The 15,696-nt window shown below is 37.5% G+C and carries 15 protein-coding genes; 6 read left to right on the plus strand and 9 right to left on the minus strand.

From position 1 onward, the window contains the following. Positions 1-9: 9 nt before the first annotated feature. The 8 genes from ACU696_RS09340 to ACU696_RS09375 form a co-directional block, all read right to left on the minus strand. The gene (locus ACU696_RS09340; RefSeq protein WP_109911471.1) at positions 10-2,514 is read right to left on the minus strand and encodes a fimbria/pilus outer membrane usher protein; all 2,505 of its coding nucleotides are present in this window, start codon (positions 2,512-2,514) and stop codon (positions 10-12) included. A gap of 14 nt (positions 2,515-2,528) precedes the next feature. Further along, positions 2,529-3,218, minus strand: coding sequence for a fimbrial biogenesis chaperone (locus ACU696_RS09345; protein WP_109911472.1), 690 nt, complete (start codon positions 3,216-3,218; stop codon positions 2,529-2,531). Positions 3,219-3,267: 49 nt separating this feature from the next. Further along, the gene (locus tag ACU696_RS09350; protein WP_109911473.1) at positions 3,268-3,858 is read right to left on the minus strand and encodes a fimbrial protein; all 591 of its coding nucleotides are present in this window, start codon (positions 3,856-3,858) and stop codon (positions 3,268-3,270) included. 413 nt (positions 3,859-4,271) lie between these two features. Then, complete coding sequence (locus ACU696_RS09355) at positions 4,272-5,549, minus strand: TRAP transporter large permease (protein WP_109911474.1); 1,278 nt, start codon at positions 5,547-5,549, stop codon at positions 4,272-4,274. Beyond that, positions 5,540-6,019: a TRAP transporter small permease gene (locus ACU696_RS09360; RefSeq protein ID WP_004912692.1), complete on the minus strand. Its 480-nt coding sequence runs from the start codon at positions 6,017-6,019 to the stop codon at positions 5,540-5,542. The genes ACU696_RS09355 and ACU696_RS09360 overlap by 10 nt, the downstream gene beginning before the upstream one ends. Before the next feature lie 77 nt (positions 6,020-6,096). Beyond that, entirely contained in the window at positions 6,097-7,101 is a 1,005-nt protein-coding gene (locus ACU696_RS09365) for a C4-dicarboxylate TRAP transporter substrate-binding protein (protein WP_004912689.1), read from the minus strand. Between the two features lie 52 nt (positions 7,102-7,153). Further along, positions 7,154-8,599 carry a tagaturonate reductase gene (locus ACU696_RS09370; RefSeq protein WP_196723839.1) on the minus strand — a complete coding sequence of 482 codons (1,446 nt, stop codon included), beginning with the start codon at positions 8,597-8,599 and terminating at the stop codon, positions 7,154-7,156. 363 nt (positions 8,600-8,962) lie between these two features. Continuing rightward, positions 8,963-9,868, minus strand: a complete 906-nt coding sequence (locus ACU696_RS09375; RefSeq protein WP_196723837.1) for a GntR family transcriptional regulator — start codon at positions 9,866-9,868, stop codon at positions 8,963-8,965. A gap of 143 nt (positions 9,869-10,011) precedes the next feature. Between ACU696_RS09375 and ACU696_RS09380 the strand changes: the two genes are divergently transcribed. Continuing rightward, a complete protein-coding gene (locus ACU696_RS09380) occupies positions 10,012-11,028 on the plus strand; it encodes a zinc-binding alcohol dehydrogenase family protein (protein ID WP_123382555.1) in 1,017 nt (338 codons plus the stop codon). Between the two features lie 83 nt (positions 11,029-11,111). Here the strand turns inward: ACU696_RS09380 and suhB are convergent, their stop codons facing one another. Next, entirely contained in the window at positions 11,112-11,915 is an 804-nt protein-coding gene (gene suhB / locus ACU696_RS09385) for an inositol-1-monophosphatase (RefSeq protein WP_109911478.1), read from the minus strand. Positions 11,916-12,038: 123 nt separating this feature from the next. Between suhB and trmJ the strand changes: the two genes are divergently transcribed. The 5 genes from trmJ (at position 12,039) to iscA (ending at position 15,659) form a co-directional block, all read left to right on the plus strand. Continuing rightward, positions 12,039-12,770, plus strand: a complete 732-nt coding sequence (trmJ, locus tag ACU696_RS09390) for a tRNA (cytosine(32)/uridine(32)-2'-O)-methyltransferase TrmJ (protein WP_004912680.1) — start codon at positions 12,039-12,041, stop codon at positions 12,768-12,770. 119 nt (positions 12,771-12,889) lie between these two features. Further along, the gene (iscR, locus tag ACU696_RS09395) at positions 12,890-13,387 is read left to right on the plus strand and encodes a Fe-S cluster assembly transcriptional regulator IscR (protein WP_004264917.1); all 498 of its coding nucleotides are present in this window, start codon (positions 12,890-12,892) and stop codon (positions 13,385-13,387) included. Between the two features lie 121 nt (positions 13,388-13,508). After that, positions 13,509-14,723, plus strand: a complete 1,215-nt coding sequence (locus ACU696_RS09400; RefSeq protein WP_004912674.1) for an IscS subfamily cysteine desulfurase — start codon at positions 13,509-13,511, stop codon at positions 14,721-14,723. Positions 14,724-14,747: 24 nt separating this feature from the next. Then, complete coding sequence (gene iscU / locus ACU696_RS09405; RefSeq protein ID WP_004264914.1) at positions 14,748-15,134, plus strand: Fe-S cluster assembly scaffold IscU; 387 nt, start codon at positions 14,748-14,750, stop codon at positions 15,132-15,134. A gap of 201 nt (positions 15,135-15,335) precedes the next feature. After that, positions 15,336-15,659 (plus strand): iron-sulfur cluster assembly protein IscA, encoded by a 324-nt coding sequence (gene iscA, locus ACU696_RS09410; RefSeq protein ID WP_004912669.1) that lies wholly within the window; start codon positions 15,336-15,338, stop codon positions 15,657-15,659. The last annotated feature ends 37 nt before the right edge of the window (positions 15,660-15,696 follow it).

Here is a 15,696-nt window from a genome sequence, read left to right on the forward strand (position 1 = left end):
TGTTTTCCTTTATCGACAGAGGTTTTTATTCTTATCCATCGTATTGAGTAGTGGCTCAATAACACATGTCTTTTTCCCTTTAAGCTTTATGTGCAATGCCATCGGTAATTGCTCACTTTTGATATACATCACGCCAGATTGACCGACATAACCAACACTTTGCTGTTTAGCATCTGTGATTTCTGTACCAAAAGGTAAGCTATCGCCATTAGCAAGCACGCCTCGGATGAGATAAGTTTGTCGTGTATCGGTTTCGAGTTTGATGTAATTCACCGCTCCTTGATATGGACTCACATTGGCCATATTACCGAGCACCTCTGCACCTGCGGTTTTTTCTGTATCCGTCAAGGTATAGGTATTGGTTCTATACGGTGTGGAATTAGCAACTAAAACGACACCTTGTTGGTTGGTTAAGGTAGTTTTATCAGCGTTGACCATCATGTTACTGGCCATTGGAGCATCAATGATGGTATAGGTTTGTCCTGCTTCCCCTGAAAAAACAATATGTCCAGGGATAGCAACCAGAGTTCCTTTGGCGCCTAAACCAGTTTGGCGGTAATTATTGGCCTCTGTGTAAGATCCTGAAAGCGTGCTAGAGGGAAGCTGATAGCTGACGTTGCCACCAACTAAGTTATTCCCACCGTTTTGGTTCGTTGCAGTTAACGTATAATTGACTTGGTCATTTTTACCTGCAATACCACTGACACTTAGCGTAGTTTGTTGGTAACGAGAGTCAGTGAAATAACTTCCCATGCTAATATTGGCGCGTTTTTCAAATAAAGAAAAAGGAACACTAAAGTTGGCATAAATACGTGTTTCTTCTTCGCTGTCGTAATTACGAACACGTGAAACAGACACACTATAGGAAATATCGTTATAGTTGTTGGCATAACCAGCTTGATATTCACGGCTATTACCGTTTGTATTCCAATAATCACGATGTGTCCCCGAGATGAATACCGAACCATAACCATCTGCTAATTGTTGGTTTAAATTCAATGTAAATGTGTTTTTAGCACGTGAACCGCGTAAGGCGTCATAATTAGTGAGTGAAAGTTCAGGTGGAATATTATTGCCGAGTTTTTCTGATAGCTGGTCTTGATAAACTTTCCAAGCGCGATAATTGTCTTGGGAATAAATGGCATCAATAAAACTATAGTAGCCACTAGTCGAATAACGATATGACGCCAAGGTTAAATTGGTCGACGTTGCGTTAATATATTTGTTATAAGTCAAGCGATAGCTTTGACCACTATGATCGCCTGAATCTAATTTAGTATTTGCTTGCGTAATATCAGCTGAAATGGCCCCAAAACTAAAATTCCAACCACTCCCAATAACGCCGGAATAGTATTTTTCGCTAAATAACATTCCTGCATAAAGTGTCACTAAATTATTTAAACCATAGTGAAACTCACCTTGAGTAAATTTGGGTTGATAATGGGTATTGTCGATTTTTGTTTGCCCAGCAATGAGGCTGTAATTGTAAACGCCTTGTTTGAGCATATCAGGTACAGCAGAATAGGGTACAGTAAAGGTTTCTTGCCTTCCATCAGCTTCTTGGACAACGACGAATAAGTCACCACCACCAGCACTAGGCTGAAGGTCATTAAATGCGAACTCACCAGGGGGAACGTTTTCTTGATAAACCAGATTGTTATTTTGGTATACGCTGACTAATGCATTTGTTTGAGCGACACCGCGTATAATGGGGACAAAATTTTGACTTGAATTTGGCAACATACTGGCTTCTGTTGCCAATGCAATGCCTCGAACTCGAATACTATTAAATAGGGCTGCAGGTGTATAAAAATCACCTAATTTCAACCCGGATTTGATTGCACTAAGGGGGCGATAAATATAACGGGTATTGTTTTTCCATTTTTGGCTACCATGAGAGCTATGTCGATAGCTGGACTCATCTCTAAATTGCCAGGCGCCCAAATTAATGCCTGAATTTAAGGTCGCATAAAAATTGTCACTGCTGGTTTTTGAGTTTTTTTTCTCTTTGTAACTATAATAATTTGTATTATAAGAAAAAATAATTGCAGGCTCGCCATAATTCCAGAGGCTGGGGTCAACATAGTTAGCTTCGATTTGTTTCAGAGCGACTTGAGGGACGATAATATCGAGCCGCAGGTCGTTGATATTAAATTTATACTTTATATTGGGTACTAAATCATCTATAGGAATAAATGGCTGTTGTTTGGTTTGTTCAATTACCTCAGAAGACAAATTCAGATTTAATTTTTGCACATCATCAGCAGCAAGGCTGATCAGTTTACCATCATTATTGATATCAATTTCAAACTGACCTTTCCAATTATTATTGACATAAAGGTCGGCTAATTGTTTACCTGATGGAATGTTATTATCAGTATAGAATCGTGAAATATCTCCTTGTGCAGATTTACCTACCAATAGGGAAGTCTCAAACTCGTCCGCTATTGAGTTCTTTTGATAACTTTGTAGTCCTATTAAGATTAGGAGATAGAGATAATTTTCTTTTTTCACGATGATTTCTTCTATTAAAGTTTAATATTTTTAGATTTGAAAACACCATAGTCATCCACATACATTAAAATAAGATCGTGGTTTTTCATTATTCCTTTAATAGGTAATTCTTTTTCAGACATAGGGGCAATCATCGCAGAATCAGTTAATGAGTTATTTTTATCGTCAGATGGTGCGATAGCTGCAATAGTTAAATGGTATTGTGAATTATTTTTAACTAATATTTTATTATTTTTAATCTGATAGCTTGCATTATTAATAACCTCATCGGGAGATTCAGTTAGCCCAATAGGACGATAAAAAATTTTAATTCGTGAACGTGTGGCTAGCTGAATTGCATTTTTGCCTTTAGCAGACTCTGGCGTTTTAGGAATATCTAAAACATTTAAGAAAAATACGCTTTCAACATTTTCAGGAAGTTTTCCGGGTATTTTTTTAATTTTTAGTTGCTGACCTTGTAAACCTTCAATTTTAACAATAGGAGGGGATAAATAAAAAGGCGCTTCAGAATTCTCAGGCGTGGAATTTTCATCACCGTTATCAATCCATGACTGAACAAGAGACGATGTTTTACTGTTATTGGTTAATTGTACAGCAATACTATCAGCGTCAGCAGGATATATAATTCGAGTGCCAGTAATAATAACATTAGAAAGTGTTGCGCTCGAAAATAAAATAGTGAGTAATAAAACTAGAATTTTCATAATAGCATCCATTTAAAGCCAGGCTAATAAAAGCCTGGCTAAGTCATAATTATAAATAGGAAACTGTATATATTACGTTTGATTGCAAAAGACCGACTTTGGCGGCAGTTGCATTAGTTTTATAATAACTGGCAATTAAATTGAGGGTAGCTCCTGTCGCACCACCAGTATCAGCTCCTGTAAGGTTAGTATCAAAAGCCACATTGAGTGGAATTGCGGTGGTTGGAGTACTGGTTTTAGATAAACTAAATCCGACGTTTTTGGCAACGGAAGCATCATTTTCATTCACGGAAGTATTCACTAAATACAAACCGGAAGGAGAAATATTACTTGACGAATAGAAGTGTAATTTCAGATTACTTACAGGGACGCTTGCGGGTGCGCAATCAGAGAAAGTTAAAGAAAATTGTTTTTGATTTTTAGAAATAACCGTGGCGGCAGTTGTCCCTGCATCTGTTACGGTTATTGGATCAAGAACAACAGTCATATCGGCACTATTTCCGCCATTAATGGTACAAGTTGTATCGCTTATTGCTCCAGAAATTGAAATAATTCCCCCAGCACTATTCGTTATTGCAAGTGCTGAACCTGATATAAAAGATAAAGAAAGTAAAGACAGAGGTAGTATATATCTAGACATAATTAACCCCATAAGGTCAAAAATAAAATAAAGTTATATAACTTTGATTAACAGCTGAATGTAAATTAGCTGTATTGTTTTATGCTAGATATAAAGTGCATTTTTTTCAAATTCAAAATTAAAAAAACAAATAATGAGATTGGTGTGTTTTTTATATATATGAATTTAATGTAATATTATTTTTTTGATTGTTTCAAAATAACGCGTAATAAGTGTGTTTATTGGTGGTTAGTGGTTTGTCTATTGGAATACTTCTCGTTGTAAGTGTTATTATGACAATGGCAAAGGTCAATTAACTTAATCATAAATAGAAGTAATATTAACTCATGGAATTAAATAAAATTTAATTTATAAAAAATAAATTGATAATAAAATGGCAAATCATAGAAAATGATTTGCCATTGAAAGATATCTTATAAGCTTGGTAGGAAAGTAGTAAATACAGGCATAAAGGTGACTAAGAGTAAAACGATAATTAATGCAAAGAACAAGGGCATAACTTCACGAATAAAATCAGAAATACGGACACCAGTAATCGATGTGGCTACAAACATGACGGTTCCCATTGGCGGTGTTAAGCAGCCGATGGCCAAATTAAGGATCATGACAATGCCAAAATGGATAGGATCAATCCCTAATAGCTTTACTGTAGGCATTAATAATGGAACAAGGACAATAATTGCGGCATTTCCTTCAATAAACATACCTAGGATTAACAACACCGCATTGACAATCATTAAGAAGACATACGGGTTATCAGAAAAATTGGTCATCATTCTGGCAACATCTTGCGCCACTTGCTCGTTCGTCAATACCCATGCTAATGCGGAACAAGTCATAATAATGAGCATGATACTTGCTGTTGAACGGGCGGTTTCTAAAAATGAGGCAGCAATGTCTTTTAACTTCATTTCACGATAAAAGAAGGTACCAATTACAATAACGTAAAGTACAGCAATAGCACCAGCTTCTGTTGGTGTAAAAATACCAAAGCGAATTCCACCAATAATAACGAGAACTAATAGGAAAGCAGACATCGCTCCTTTACCTGTTTGGTAAACTTCAGCAAATGTAGGTGCTTTATCTCTAGCAGGCTTATATCCACGTTTTTTTGCAATCAGATAAATTGCAACCATTAAAGCAACGCAGCACATTAATCCAGGAATGATTGCAGCCATAAACATCTTACCAATAGAGACGTCAGCGACAAATCCATAGATGATTAATGCAATACCCGGTGGAATTATAGGTGTTATTAATGATCCTGCGGCAGTGACAGCGGCAGAGAAGCTTTTTCCATAACCTAATTTTGTCATTTCTGGCACTAACATTTTAGATAGCATTGCACAGTCAGCGAGGTTAGATGCAGAAAGTCCGCCCATCATTGTACTTAATAATACGTTAGATTGGGCTAGTCCTCCTGGATAGTGGCCAGACAGAGTACCAGTAAATTTCAACATTCGTCTAGTAATACCAGTGTAATTCAAAAGGTTACCTAACAAAATGAAGAAAGGGATAGCAAGTAACGTCACATTTTCCCCAGCCCCAATAATGCGTTGTACCGCAATGAGGGGAGAAATGTCACCCGCAGAGAAAAAGTAGGTGAGTAATGCAATCAGTACACTTAAAAAAATGGGAACATTAATTAAAAAGCAGAATATTAATACGATACAGGCGATAATTACTGACATGGTTTATCTCCTTTTAGTAATTTACTCATGTCTTCCAGTAAATGTTGGATAGAAAATAACACCATGATGGATGCGCCAATGGGTACAGAAAGGTCGATATAATAATAAGAGACACCAATAATTGGTGTTATTTTGTCTTCTGCAATAATAGAGAGTTCATATCCAAGATAACCAAAAATTGATAAAGCAATAATGGCCATAATATGAGTAACGACCGCAATAGCTAATTGTACTTTTTCAGGAAATAAAGAGGTAATTGCATCAATACTGACATGCATTCTTTTGCCTGCCGCAGATGCTGCGCCAATCATCACCAACCAAATGTAGCAAATGATTAAAACTTCCTCACTCCACATTAAAGGGTCATTAAGAAGCCAACGCATGAATACAGCAAGAATGGTAATAATGACAATAGCGGCAACAGCAAGAGAAGCCACTATATCACTTAATTTCCCCAGAAATTTAAACATAAAAGATCCTTGCGAGAATAATAGTTAACCATTTGTATTGTAAAAATATTGGCGGTATTAACCGCCAAGTAATAGGGTTACTTATTAATAATATCTTGAGTTTGTTGATATAAATTCGCAGACCATTCAGGGAATTCATTATAGAAAGGCTTAGATTTTTCTTTGAAGAGCGCTCTGTCTACTTCAACAACAGTAACACCTTCATTTTTCATTTTCTCAATGATTTCTTTTTCTTGTTGTAAGACTAAATCTGTTAGGAATTGCCCAGCTTCATTTCCTGATTCAACTAAAGCCTGCTGAATATTTTCAGGTAATTTAGCGTAGGTTTTGCTGCCCATGACTAGGTTGGTTACGTTCTCTACATGACCCGTTAAAATCAAGAATTTGGCCGCTTCATGGTGTTTTTGCCCATATAGCACAGGAATTGGGTTTTCTGCGCCATCAATAATTTTAAGATTAAGTGCAGTATAAACTTCTGCTAAAGGTAATGGTGTTGGTGTGGCACCCATTGCCTCTAAACCTTTAATTTGAATTTTATTATTGGGGACGCGAATTTTTAAGCCTTTTAGGTCATCTGGGGTTTGGATCATTTTATTGGCTAAGATATGGCGTGAACCATATAACCAATCTTTAGAAACCACGTGAAGGCCTTTTTTATCTAACTGTTGTTCTAAGGAACCATACCAAGGTGAGGCATTTAATTTAAAAATATCTTTATAAGATAGTCCTAAATACGGCCCAAACATAATGCCGTAATCAGGTACATAATCAGAAAAGAAGGCACCATCTGCTAAGGTAATTAGTGGGCTACCTAACTTCATTTGTTCGATGACATCTTTTTTGGAGCCTAATTGTGAGCTTGGATAAGGAATTAATTCACCTTCACCATTAGTTTTTTCATTGAATTTTTTTGCCCATTCGTGAATAGCTAAATCAAAAGGCTCTCCAGGGTTATTTTCATAAGCGACTTTTAACTTATATTTAGCATCTGCAAATGCGGCATTTGTCATGCTGCCCATTAATAGCATTGTGCTGAGTGTTAAGCTAAGAAGTTTTTTTCCGTTTAATGTGCTCAGTTTCATAAAGGTATCTCCTGTAGGGGGATTTATTGTTTTAAGTATTTATTTTCTTTTTCTAACCAATGTATTTTCTGCGTAGCATTGATTCTGTACCGCTACTCAGAATTTCAGTAATTTTTTGGCTCACATCATCTTGTAATTGTGGTATTTCGTTGAGGTTTAATCCCCATAAATCAGACATTGCTAGCACATTTTCAGTAAGTTGTTTTACATTTGAGTCATAGAGTTCATGCCAAGCTTTAAAGCGTTCAAGTAAATAATCATCATCATTTAAAGGAATGAGTTGTTCAGCCTGTTTTCCTCGATAGAAAACAATAAGTGCAGCAAGTGAAAATGAAATGCAATAAGGAATTTTATTGTATTGCTTAACATAAGAGATTAATTGAGGTAATAGGCGAGTTTTAAATTTAGTTAACGAGTTTAGAGATATTGAAATTAATTCATGTTCTATATATGGGTTATTAAAGCGGTCAATAACTGCGGAGGCAAAAGCCGCGAGCTCCGAAGGGCTTTGAGATAAAACAGGAATAACTTCATTATCAATTAAATCTTTAATGAAAGCTAAAAAGATTGGGTTGCTAGTGACATCACGGACAGTTCTGATCCCTGCCAAGTAAGCAACAGGAACCATCGCGGTGTGCGCACCATTTAAGATTGCAACTTTACGCTCTTTGTAGGGCTTTATGTCATCGACTACTTTGATATTTAATGGTAATTCATTCAGTTTTAGCTTCTGCTCTAGTATTTTTGGCCCTTGAATGACAAATAAATAGAAATATTCAGCAGTGACGAGAAAATCGTCTTTATAACCTAATTCTTTTTCCAGTTTCTCAATTTCATTTTTCGGGTAGCCAGTAACGATCCTATCGACTAACGTAGAACAAAACGTATTACTGCTATTTAGCCAAGCAATAAAATCTGCGGGGAGTTGCCAGTCTTGCGCATGTTGATTCACAAACTCTTGTAACTTATCGCCATTATAGTCAATTAACTCACAGGGGATGATGAACAACCCTTTGCTATTATCACCATTAAAATGTTGAAAGCGGTGAAATAAAAACTGAGTAAGTTTCGCAGGGAAACTACTTGCTGGTGCATCTTCTAAGCGTACATCGTGCTTATATACGATCCCTGCTTCCGTCGTGTTAGAGAAGATCCATTGTAATTCGGGATTTTCTGCACATTTTAGAAACTTATCATATTCAGAATAAATCAGTATTTCACGGTTAACCGAATTAATAATTCTTATATTCGAAACGCTTTGTTTTTGTTCATTAATTCCCCTGGTGATGGCAGTATAAAGTCCATTTTGCTGATTAATTGAGGGATGTGATGAGTCAATTGGCCTGACAAGCGTAATGCCACTATTGAAATCTGTCTTTTCATTCAGTTGGTCAACCATCCAGTCGATAAAAGCACGTAAAAAATTACCTTCTCCGAATTGCAAAATTCTCTCTGGGTATTGCTTATTAGCCATTGACTGTCTATTTAAGTAATCCATGACCATTCCTCTAGTTATTATGTGTATTAATCATCCGGTGTTGATTCAGACTAGAAGTATTTTTTTCTATGGACTATTAATTGCACCAATTTTGTGGAATGAATGGCTTTTTGATGTTTTTAATCTGTTTTTTATCAGTTAAAAACAGATGGAATTATAAATGAATTCAATCTATTTAGTTAGTTGGTATTTTAATTGCATGAAAAATAGTAATATTTTTATTTGTTATAATTTTGATTAATAGTAATTTTATAATTAAGTTGTTTTTTTACTAAAAAATTCAGGTTTTATTTGATGTATATATTATCGAGCCAAAGAATAAGTCATCGTTGACCATTCATTGGCCTTGTAACTTAATGTTATTTATTCATAAGTTTGCTGTATGGAGTTAATCATAGTTCTTTTAGCGGTATCTAAATGATGTCGAAGTTCATTCATCGCCACAATATCATTACGGCTAATCAAAGCACTTAAAATGGTCATATGTTCTTCAATTGCCAGTACATTTCTTTCTTTTAAATCTGACTCATCCCATTGATATTGAAAGTGAAATATCACAGTGATGATTTCAAGAGACTGATTAAAAAACGGGTTATTGGCACCTGATAAAATAAGACTATGTAGTTCATAATCTAGTTGGGAAAAGTCGCGGTAATTGATAGTAACGGTTTCCCGTAGTGTCCTATGTTTGAGTAATAGCTCTTTCGCTAAAATCCAACGGTGGTCATCTGGTGGTAAATTTAAAAAATGAGTCAGAGCATTGGTTTCTAGCAATTCCCTGAACTCAAAAAGCTTTTCTGCATATTCACGCGAAAATTTCATCATGTGCCAGTTCCCCCGGTGGGTGTTTTTAATTAACCCATAACGAGAAAACTCCACTAAGAACTCCCGAACAATACTAGAACTTACATGGCTTTTTTTTGCTAGTTGTAATTCAGTAAAAGTATCCCCAGGCATCAATTCTTTGCGTTTAATCATTTGATAAAACGCTTTTTCGAATAAGACGATTTGTTGATCAGGAAGACTTGATTCAACAGGAAAGAAATCAGTTTTATTGGGATAGCGAATAACATGATATTCACTCCCTTGTTTTTCAATGATTTTCTTTTCTAATAAATATTCGAGGGTATGTCTCACTGTGGTTCGACTGATATTAAACATCTCAGCTAAAGAAGATTGTGAGGGAAAGGGGGATGTTAATAAATTTTTATGTATAGCGTCTAAAAATTCATTAATTGACCCATAGCGTATATTTTTACTCCTCACCATTTAAACACTCCTTAATCTGATTTTTATTCTTTAAAGACCGATTTAAAACCGATTTAAAAACATTTAATCACAAAATTCGGTTGTTAAGTATCTAGTCTATGTTTTTTAAATTAAAAAAGACAGATTAATTGACGGAGGAAAATATGAAACAATTGATTTGTCAGGAACCTAAAAAATTTGTCTATCAACAAGTCGTTGAACCTACAGTGCAAGTTGGGCATGTAAAAATAAAAATACATGCGGTTGGAATATGTGGAACGGATATCCACGCTTGGGGAGGAAATCAGCCCTTTTTTCAATATCCACGAGTATTAGGACATGAAATCTCTGGAACTATTTGTGATGTTGCACCTGACGTTACACAATGGAAAGTCGGTCAGCGTGTTGCTGTAATGCCTTATGTTGCCTGCTATGAATGTGGTGCTTGTAAGGAAGGAAAAACAAATTGCTGCGAAAAAATTTCAGTTATTGGTGTTCACGAAGATGGTGGTTTTTGTGAATATTTAAATGTGCCAGAGAAAAATGTATTAGCGATTGAAGATACAGTTACAGATATTGATGGCGCCTTAATCGAACCATTTTCAATCAGTGCTCATGCCGTCAGGCGTGCGCAGGTTAAACCTCAAGATACTGTTTTAGTTGTAGGGGCAGGGCCTATAGGGCTAGGTGTTGCTGCTATTGCTAAAGCGGATGGTGCTAACGTATTAGTGGCTGATACCAGCGAGGCACGTCGTCAACATGTTGAAAAAGTATTAGGCTTAAAAACGTGTGACCCAGCCGATGAAAACTACTTATCAAGTATTGAACACCATTTTTCAGGTATGCTTGCTGAGAAAGTTATTGATGCAACGGGGAATCAACACGCAATGAACACCGCGGTGAATTTAATTCGTCATGGTGGCTTAATTGTATTTGTTGGGCTATTTAAAGGTAATTTATCGTTTCCAGATCCAGATTTTCATAAGAAAGAGACAACAATGATGGGAAGCCGAAATGCCACTCCTGAAGATTTCAATAAAGTTGCAAGGTTAATGGCAGAAGGTAAGTTATCTAGTGGTATGATGCTAACGCATCAATTTGATTTTAATACCATTGGTGATATTTATGAAAGTGATGTTATTAATAATCGTGAATTAATTAAAGGTGTTATTTTATTTTAAATAACAATTTATCTTTAAATAACAACAAAAAAACCCACAATAAAAGTGGGTTTTGTTTTTAGTTCGTCTCTAGAAAGGATGTGTTAGCGCTTTAATGCTTCTGATAACTCATCTTTCATGACGGACAGTATGTCTCTAACAACACGTGGGCTACCAGCAACTAAGTTACCTGAGGCTAAATAATTATGACCGCCAACAAAGTCAGTTATGATGCCGCCAGCTTCACGCATGATCAGCTCACCGCCCATGAAATCCCACGGTTTTAAACCAATTTCAAAAAAAGCATCAACACGGCTAGAAGCCACATAGCATAAATCTAATGCTGCGGAGCCGGTACGACGCAAATCAGCACATTTGTTAAACATCGCAGTCATGATGTTCATATAGACAGGTGCATGTTGTTTTTGTTTGAAAGGGAAGCCTGTCGCAACGATAGCGCCATCAAGGTCACGTTTTTCGTCGATGCGAATACGATAACCGTTAAGCTGAGCGCCTTGCCCACGTACTGCGCTAAATAATTCATTACGCATTGGGTCATAAACAACAGCAACTTCTGTACGGCCTTTAACGCGCACAGCGATAGAAACAGAAAAATGGGGGAGACGTTTTGTGAAGTTGGTAGTGCCATCCAGTGGATCGATTACCCATTGAATATCATCATCTTTACCAATTAATTCACCACTTTCTTCAGTGATAATAGTGTGGTCAGGATATGATTTGCGGATGATTTCAATAATCAGTTGCTCAGATTCTTGGTCAACGTTAGTAACGAAATCGTTAGTGCCTTTCTGAGTGACTTTAATATTGCTAGGCATTTCATAGTTTTTAGCTATGTGATTACCGGCCTTACGTGCTGCACGTATGGCGATGTTAAGCATCGGATGCATGGGCTTTTTCCACTGGAATGTTAAAGAACGAAAAACTTGAGTGCCGAAGTATATAGATGTTCGTCACAATAAGCAATTTTGTGTTAAGCTATTGCAATAATTTTTTCATTAAACGTATAAATCATGTTAGATAACATCCGTATTGTTCTTGTTGAAACCTCACACACTGGTAATATGGGCTCAACAGCTCGTGCCATGAAAACCATGGGGCTTTCTAATCTGTACCTCGTTAATCCTCTCGTTGAACCTGATTCACACTCTATTGCGCTTTCTGCCGGGGCAAGTGATGTTATTGGTAATGCGACAATAGTTAAAACTCTCGATGAAGCTTTAGAAGGCTGTAAGTTAGTGATCGGTACCAGTGCACGTTCTCGCACCTTATCTTGGCCAATGGTTGAACCACGTGAATGCGGCATTAAATCTGTTGAGCAATCCAAAGAATCACCTGTTGCTATCGTATTTGGCCGTGAGCGAGTGGGCTTAACCAACGAAGAACTTCAAAAATGCCAATATCATTTATATATCCCCACAAACCCAGAATACGGTTCTTTGAATTTAGCGATGGCAGTGCAATTGGTGAGTTATGAAATACGCATGGCGTATCTTTCAATGGATGAAAAAAATACGGTAATTTCCGCTGATGATGAGGTAGAATACCCACCGTCAGAAGATGTTGAACGTTTTTATGTCCATCTTGAGAGCGTGTTGAATGAATCAGGTTTTATTCGTAAAGCGCACCCTGGCTTAATTATGAATAAATTACGCCGTTTATTCACTCGAGCGCATATCGAAACCCAAGAGTTACATATCCTGCGGGGTATCTTAACATCAATGGAAAAATGGGCGAAAAAGTGAGGTTAAATCCGTGGTAAAATCAGGTGAATAATACTTGAGTAAATTAGTCAGGTAAATAGTTGACTAAATTACTCAGGAATGTCACAATCTGACCATAATTTACCATGGAGTAATATGTTATGAGACTCACTTCCAAAGGGCGTTACGCAGTAACTGCGATGTTAGATGTCGCATTACACTCTCAGTCAGGTCCAGTGCCTTTAGCTGACATTTCTGAACGTCAGGGAATTTCCCTCTCTTATCTTGAGCAACTTTTCTCTCGTTTACGTAAAAACGAGTTAGTTTCGAGTGTGCGCGGTCCAGGTGGCGGTTATTTGCTTGGTAGAGACGCAGACCAAATATTTGTTGCTGAAGTAATCGCTGCGGTAGATGAATCTGTTGACGCCACCCGTTGTCAGGGTAATAAAGAAGGTTGCCAAAATGGTGATCGCTGCTTAACTCACGCATTATGGCGCGATTTAAGCGATAGAATTACAAGTTTCCTTAGCAGCATTAGCCTTGATGAACTGGTTAAAAACCAAGAAGTCATGGTTGTTGCTGATAGACAAGATAACGAACAGCGTAAGACCATGCCAAATGGGATTACACCTGAATCGATTATCAATGTACGTGCTTAAAAATATTAAAAAAATTGCAGTCGGTACATTTTGGTGAGTTATTAGACGAAGAGCTAATTTCCGCCATTTGTACCTTTAAAAATTAAAGGCAAGTTAGCTTGTCCTTTGGAGTAAGTGAGCAATGAAATTACCAATTTATCTTGATTATTCAGCAACAACACCGGTTGACCCGCGTGTGGCTGAAAAAATGATGCAATGTTTAACAATGGATGGGAACTTTGGTAACCCAGCGTCCCGTTCTCATCGTTTCGGCTGGCAAGCTGAAGAAGCGGTGGATATTGCTCGCAATCAAATCGCCGAATTAGTGGGTGCTGACCCACGTGAAATTGTATTTACCTCAGGCGCAACTGAGTCTGATAACTTAGCGATTAAAGGCGCTGCTAATTTCTATAAAAAGAAAGGCAACCACATTATTACCTGTAAAACGGAACACAAAGCCGTTTTAGATACTTGCCGCCAATTAGAGCGTGAAGGTTTTGAAGTGACTTATCTGTCACCACAAAGCAATGGTTTAATTGCTATGCAAGACCTACAAGACGCTATCCGTGAAGACACGATTTTAATTTCTATTATGCATGTTAATAACGAAATTGGGGTTGTGCAGGATATCGCAGCTATCGGTGAATTATGCCGTAGCAAAGGAATTATTTTCCACGTTGATGCAACACAAAGCGTAGGTAAATTACCTATCGACCTTAGTGCGCTAAAAGTGGATTTAATGTCATTCTCTGCTCACAAACTTTACGGGCCAATGGGTATCGGTGCGTTATATGTGCGCCGCAAACCGCGTATTCGCCTTGAAGCGCAGCAACATGGCGGTGGTCATGAGCGCGGTATGCGTTCTGGGACATTACCTGTACACCAAATCGTGGGTATGGGCGAAGCTTACCGTATTGCCAAAGAAGAAATGGCGGCGGAATCTGAACGCTTACGCGGTTTACGGTTACGTTTGTGGAATGGCATTAAAGATATCGAAGAAGTTTACCTCAATGGTGATTTAGAACACGGTGCGCCGCACATTCTGAACGTCAGCTTCAACTATGTTGAAGGTGAATCACTGATGATGTCATTAAAAGATTTGGCTGTATCTTCAGGTTCTGCATGTACTTCTGCAAGCCTAGAACCTTCTTATGTACTGCGCGCTTTAGGGATGAATGATGAGCTGGCACATAGCTCAATCCGTTTCTCTTTAGGTCGTTTCACGACAGAAGAAGAAATTGACTATGCAATCAAAATGATTCATGGCGCAATTGGCCACTTACGCGAGCTGTCTCCTTTATGGGAAATGTTCAAAGACGGCGTAGATCTTAACAGCATCGAATGGTCTCACCATTAATCAGACGGTTTCAGGAGTTTAAAAATGGCTTACAGTGAAAAAGTTATCGATCATTATGAAAACCCACGCAACGTTGGTTCGTTTGATAACAGCGACCCAAGCGTAGGTAGCGGTATGGTAGGCGCACCTGCCTGTGGTGACGTCATGAAATTACAGATTAAAGTAAATGATGACGGCATTATTGAAGATGCACGCTTTAAAACTTATGGCTGTGGTTCAGCAATTGCATCAAGTTCACTCGTGACTGAATGGATGAAAGGCAAAAGTTTGGACGAAGCGGAGTCAATCAAAAATACAGCGATTGCCGAAGAGTTAGAATTACCACCAGTGAAAATTCACTGTTCAATTCTGGCTGAAGATGCAATTAAAGCTGCTATTGCTGATTACAAAAGCAAACGCCAAAGCAAATAAGTTTTTAATCAGTCTATAGGGCAACCCATATTAATAAATAACAACAAGTTATCGTCCTATAACTGGAACAATACCCACGGCGTCTAGGCTAAACATCGCTGAGTTTCTTAGTTTAGAAATAGGGTGGGTATAAAATAATTTGAAGGCGGATGCGACTCATGAGTAGCATCTGCCTTGTTTGTTTCTAAAGTGAGGTTTGCAATGTCTATTTCTCTTACAGAAAGTGCTGCGCAGCGTATTCAATCCTTTCTACAAAATCGTGGGAAAGGCGAAGGCTTGCGTTTAGGTGTAAGAACTTCAGGTTGTTCAGGAATGGCTTATGTTCTTGAATTTGCTGATACAATCAATGAAGAAGACACAGTTTTTGAAGATAAAGGTGTAAAAGTCATCATCGATGGCAAGAGCATTGTTTATCTTGATGGTACTGAGCTGGATTTCGTGAAAGAAGGCTTAAACGAAGGGTTTAAATTTAATAACCCTAACGTCAATAGTGAATGCGGATGCGGTGAAAGTTTTCACGTATAATGCGTTTTATTAAGCCTAATTTTTAGCCAATCTTACT

This window comes from Providencia sp. PROV_01 (assembly GCF_053098325.1).

Excerpts from the sequence above, each read along its gene's own strand:
- suhB (WP_109911478.1), bottom strand. The coding sequence starts at position 11,915 with ATGCATCCGATGCTTAACATCGCCATACGTGCAGCACGTAAGGCCGGT.
- ACU696_RS09375 (WP_196723837.1), bottom strand. The coding sequence starts at position 9,868 with ATGGTGAGGAGTAAAAATATACGCTATGGGTCAATTAATGAATTTTTA.
- trmJ (WP_004912680.1), top strand. The coding sequence starts at position 12,039 with ATGTTAGATAACATCCGTATTGTTCTTGTTGAAACCTCACACACTGGT.
- ACU696_RS09360 (WP_004912692.1), bottom strand. The coding sequence starts at position 6,019 with ATGTTTAAATTTCTGGGGAAATTAAGTGATATAGTGGCTTCTCTTGCT.
- ACU696_RS09370 (WP_196723839.1), bottom strand. The coding sequence starts at position 8,599 with ATGGATTACTTAAATAGACAGTCAATGGCTAATAAGCAATACCCAGAG.
- iscU (WP_004264914.1), top strand. The coding sequence starts at position 14,748 with ATGGCTTACAGTGAAAAAGTTATCGATCATTATGAAAACCCACGCAAC.
- ACU696_RS09355 (WP_109911474.1), bottom strand. The coding sequence starts at position 5,549 with ATGTCAGTAATTATCGCCTGTATCGTATTAATATTCTGCTTTTTAATT.
- ACU696_RS09380 (WP_123382555.1), top strand. The coding sequence starts at position 10,012 with ATGAAACAATTGATTTGTCAGGAACCTAAAAAATTTGTCTATCAACAA.
- ACU696_RS09350 (WP_109911473.1), bottom strand. The coding sequence starts at position 3,858 with ATGTCTAGATATATACTACCTCTGTCTTTACTTTCTTTATCTTTTATA.
- iscR (WP_004264917.1), top strand. The coding sequence starts at position 12,890 with ATGAGACTCACTTCCAAAGGGCGTTACGCAGTAACTGCGATGTTAGAT.
- ACU696_RS09400 (WP_004912674.1), top strand. The coding sequence starts at position 13,509 with ATGAAATTACCAATTTATCTTGATTATTCAGCAACAACACCGGTTGAC.
- iscA (WP_004912669.1), top strand. The coding sequence starts at position 15,336 with ATGTCTATTTCTCTTACAGAAAGTGCTGCGCAGCGTATTCAATCCTTT.
- ACU696_RS09365 (WP_004912689.1), bottom strand. The coding sequence starts at position 7,101 with ATGAAACTGAGCACATTAAACGGAAAAAAACTTCTTAGCTTAACACTC.
- ACU696_RS09345 (WP_109911472.1), bottom strand. The coding sequence starts at position 3,218 with ATGAAAATTCTAGTTTTATTACTCACTATTTTATTTTCGAGCGCAACA.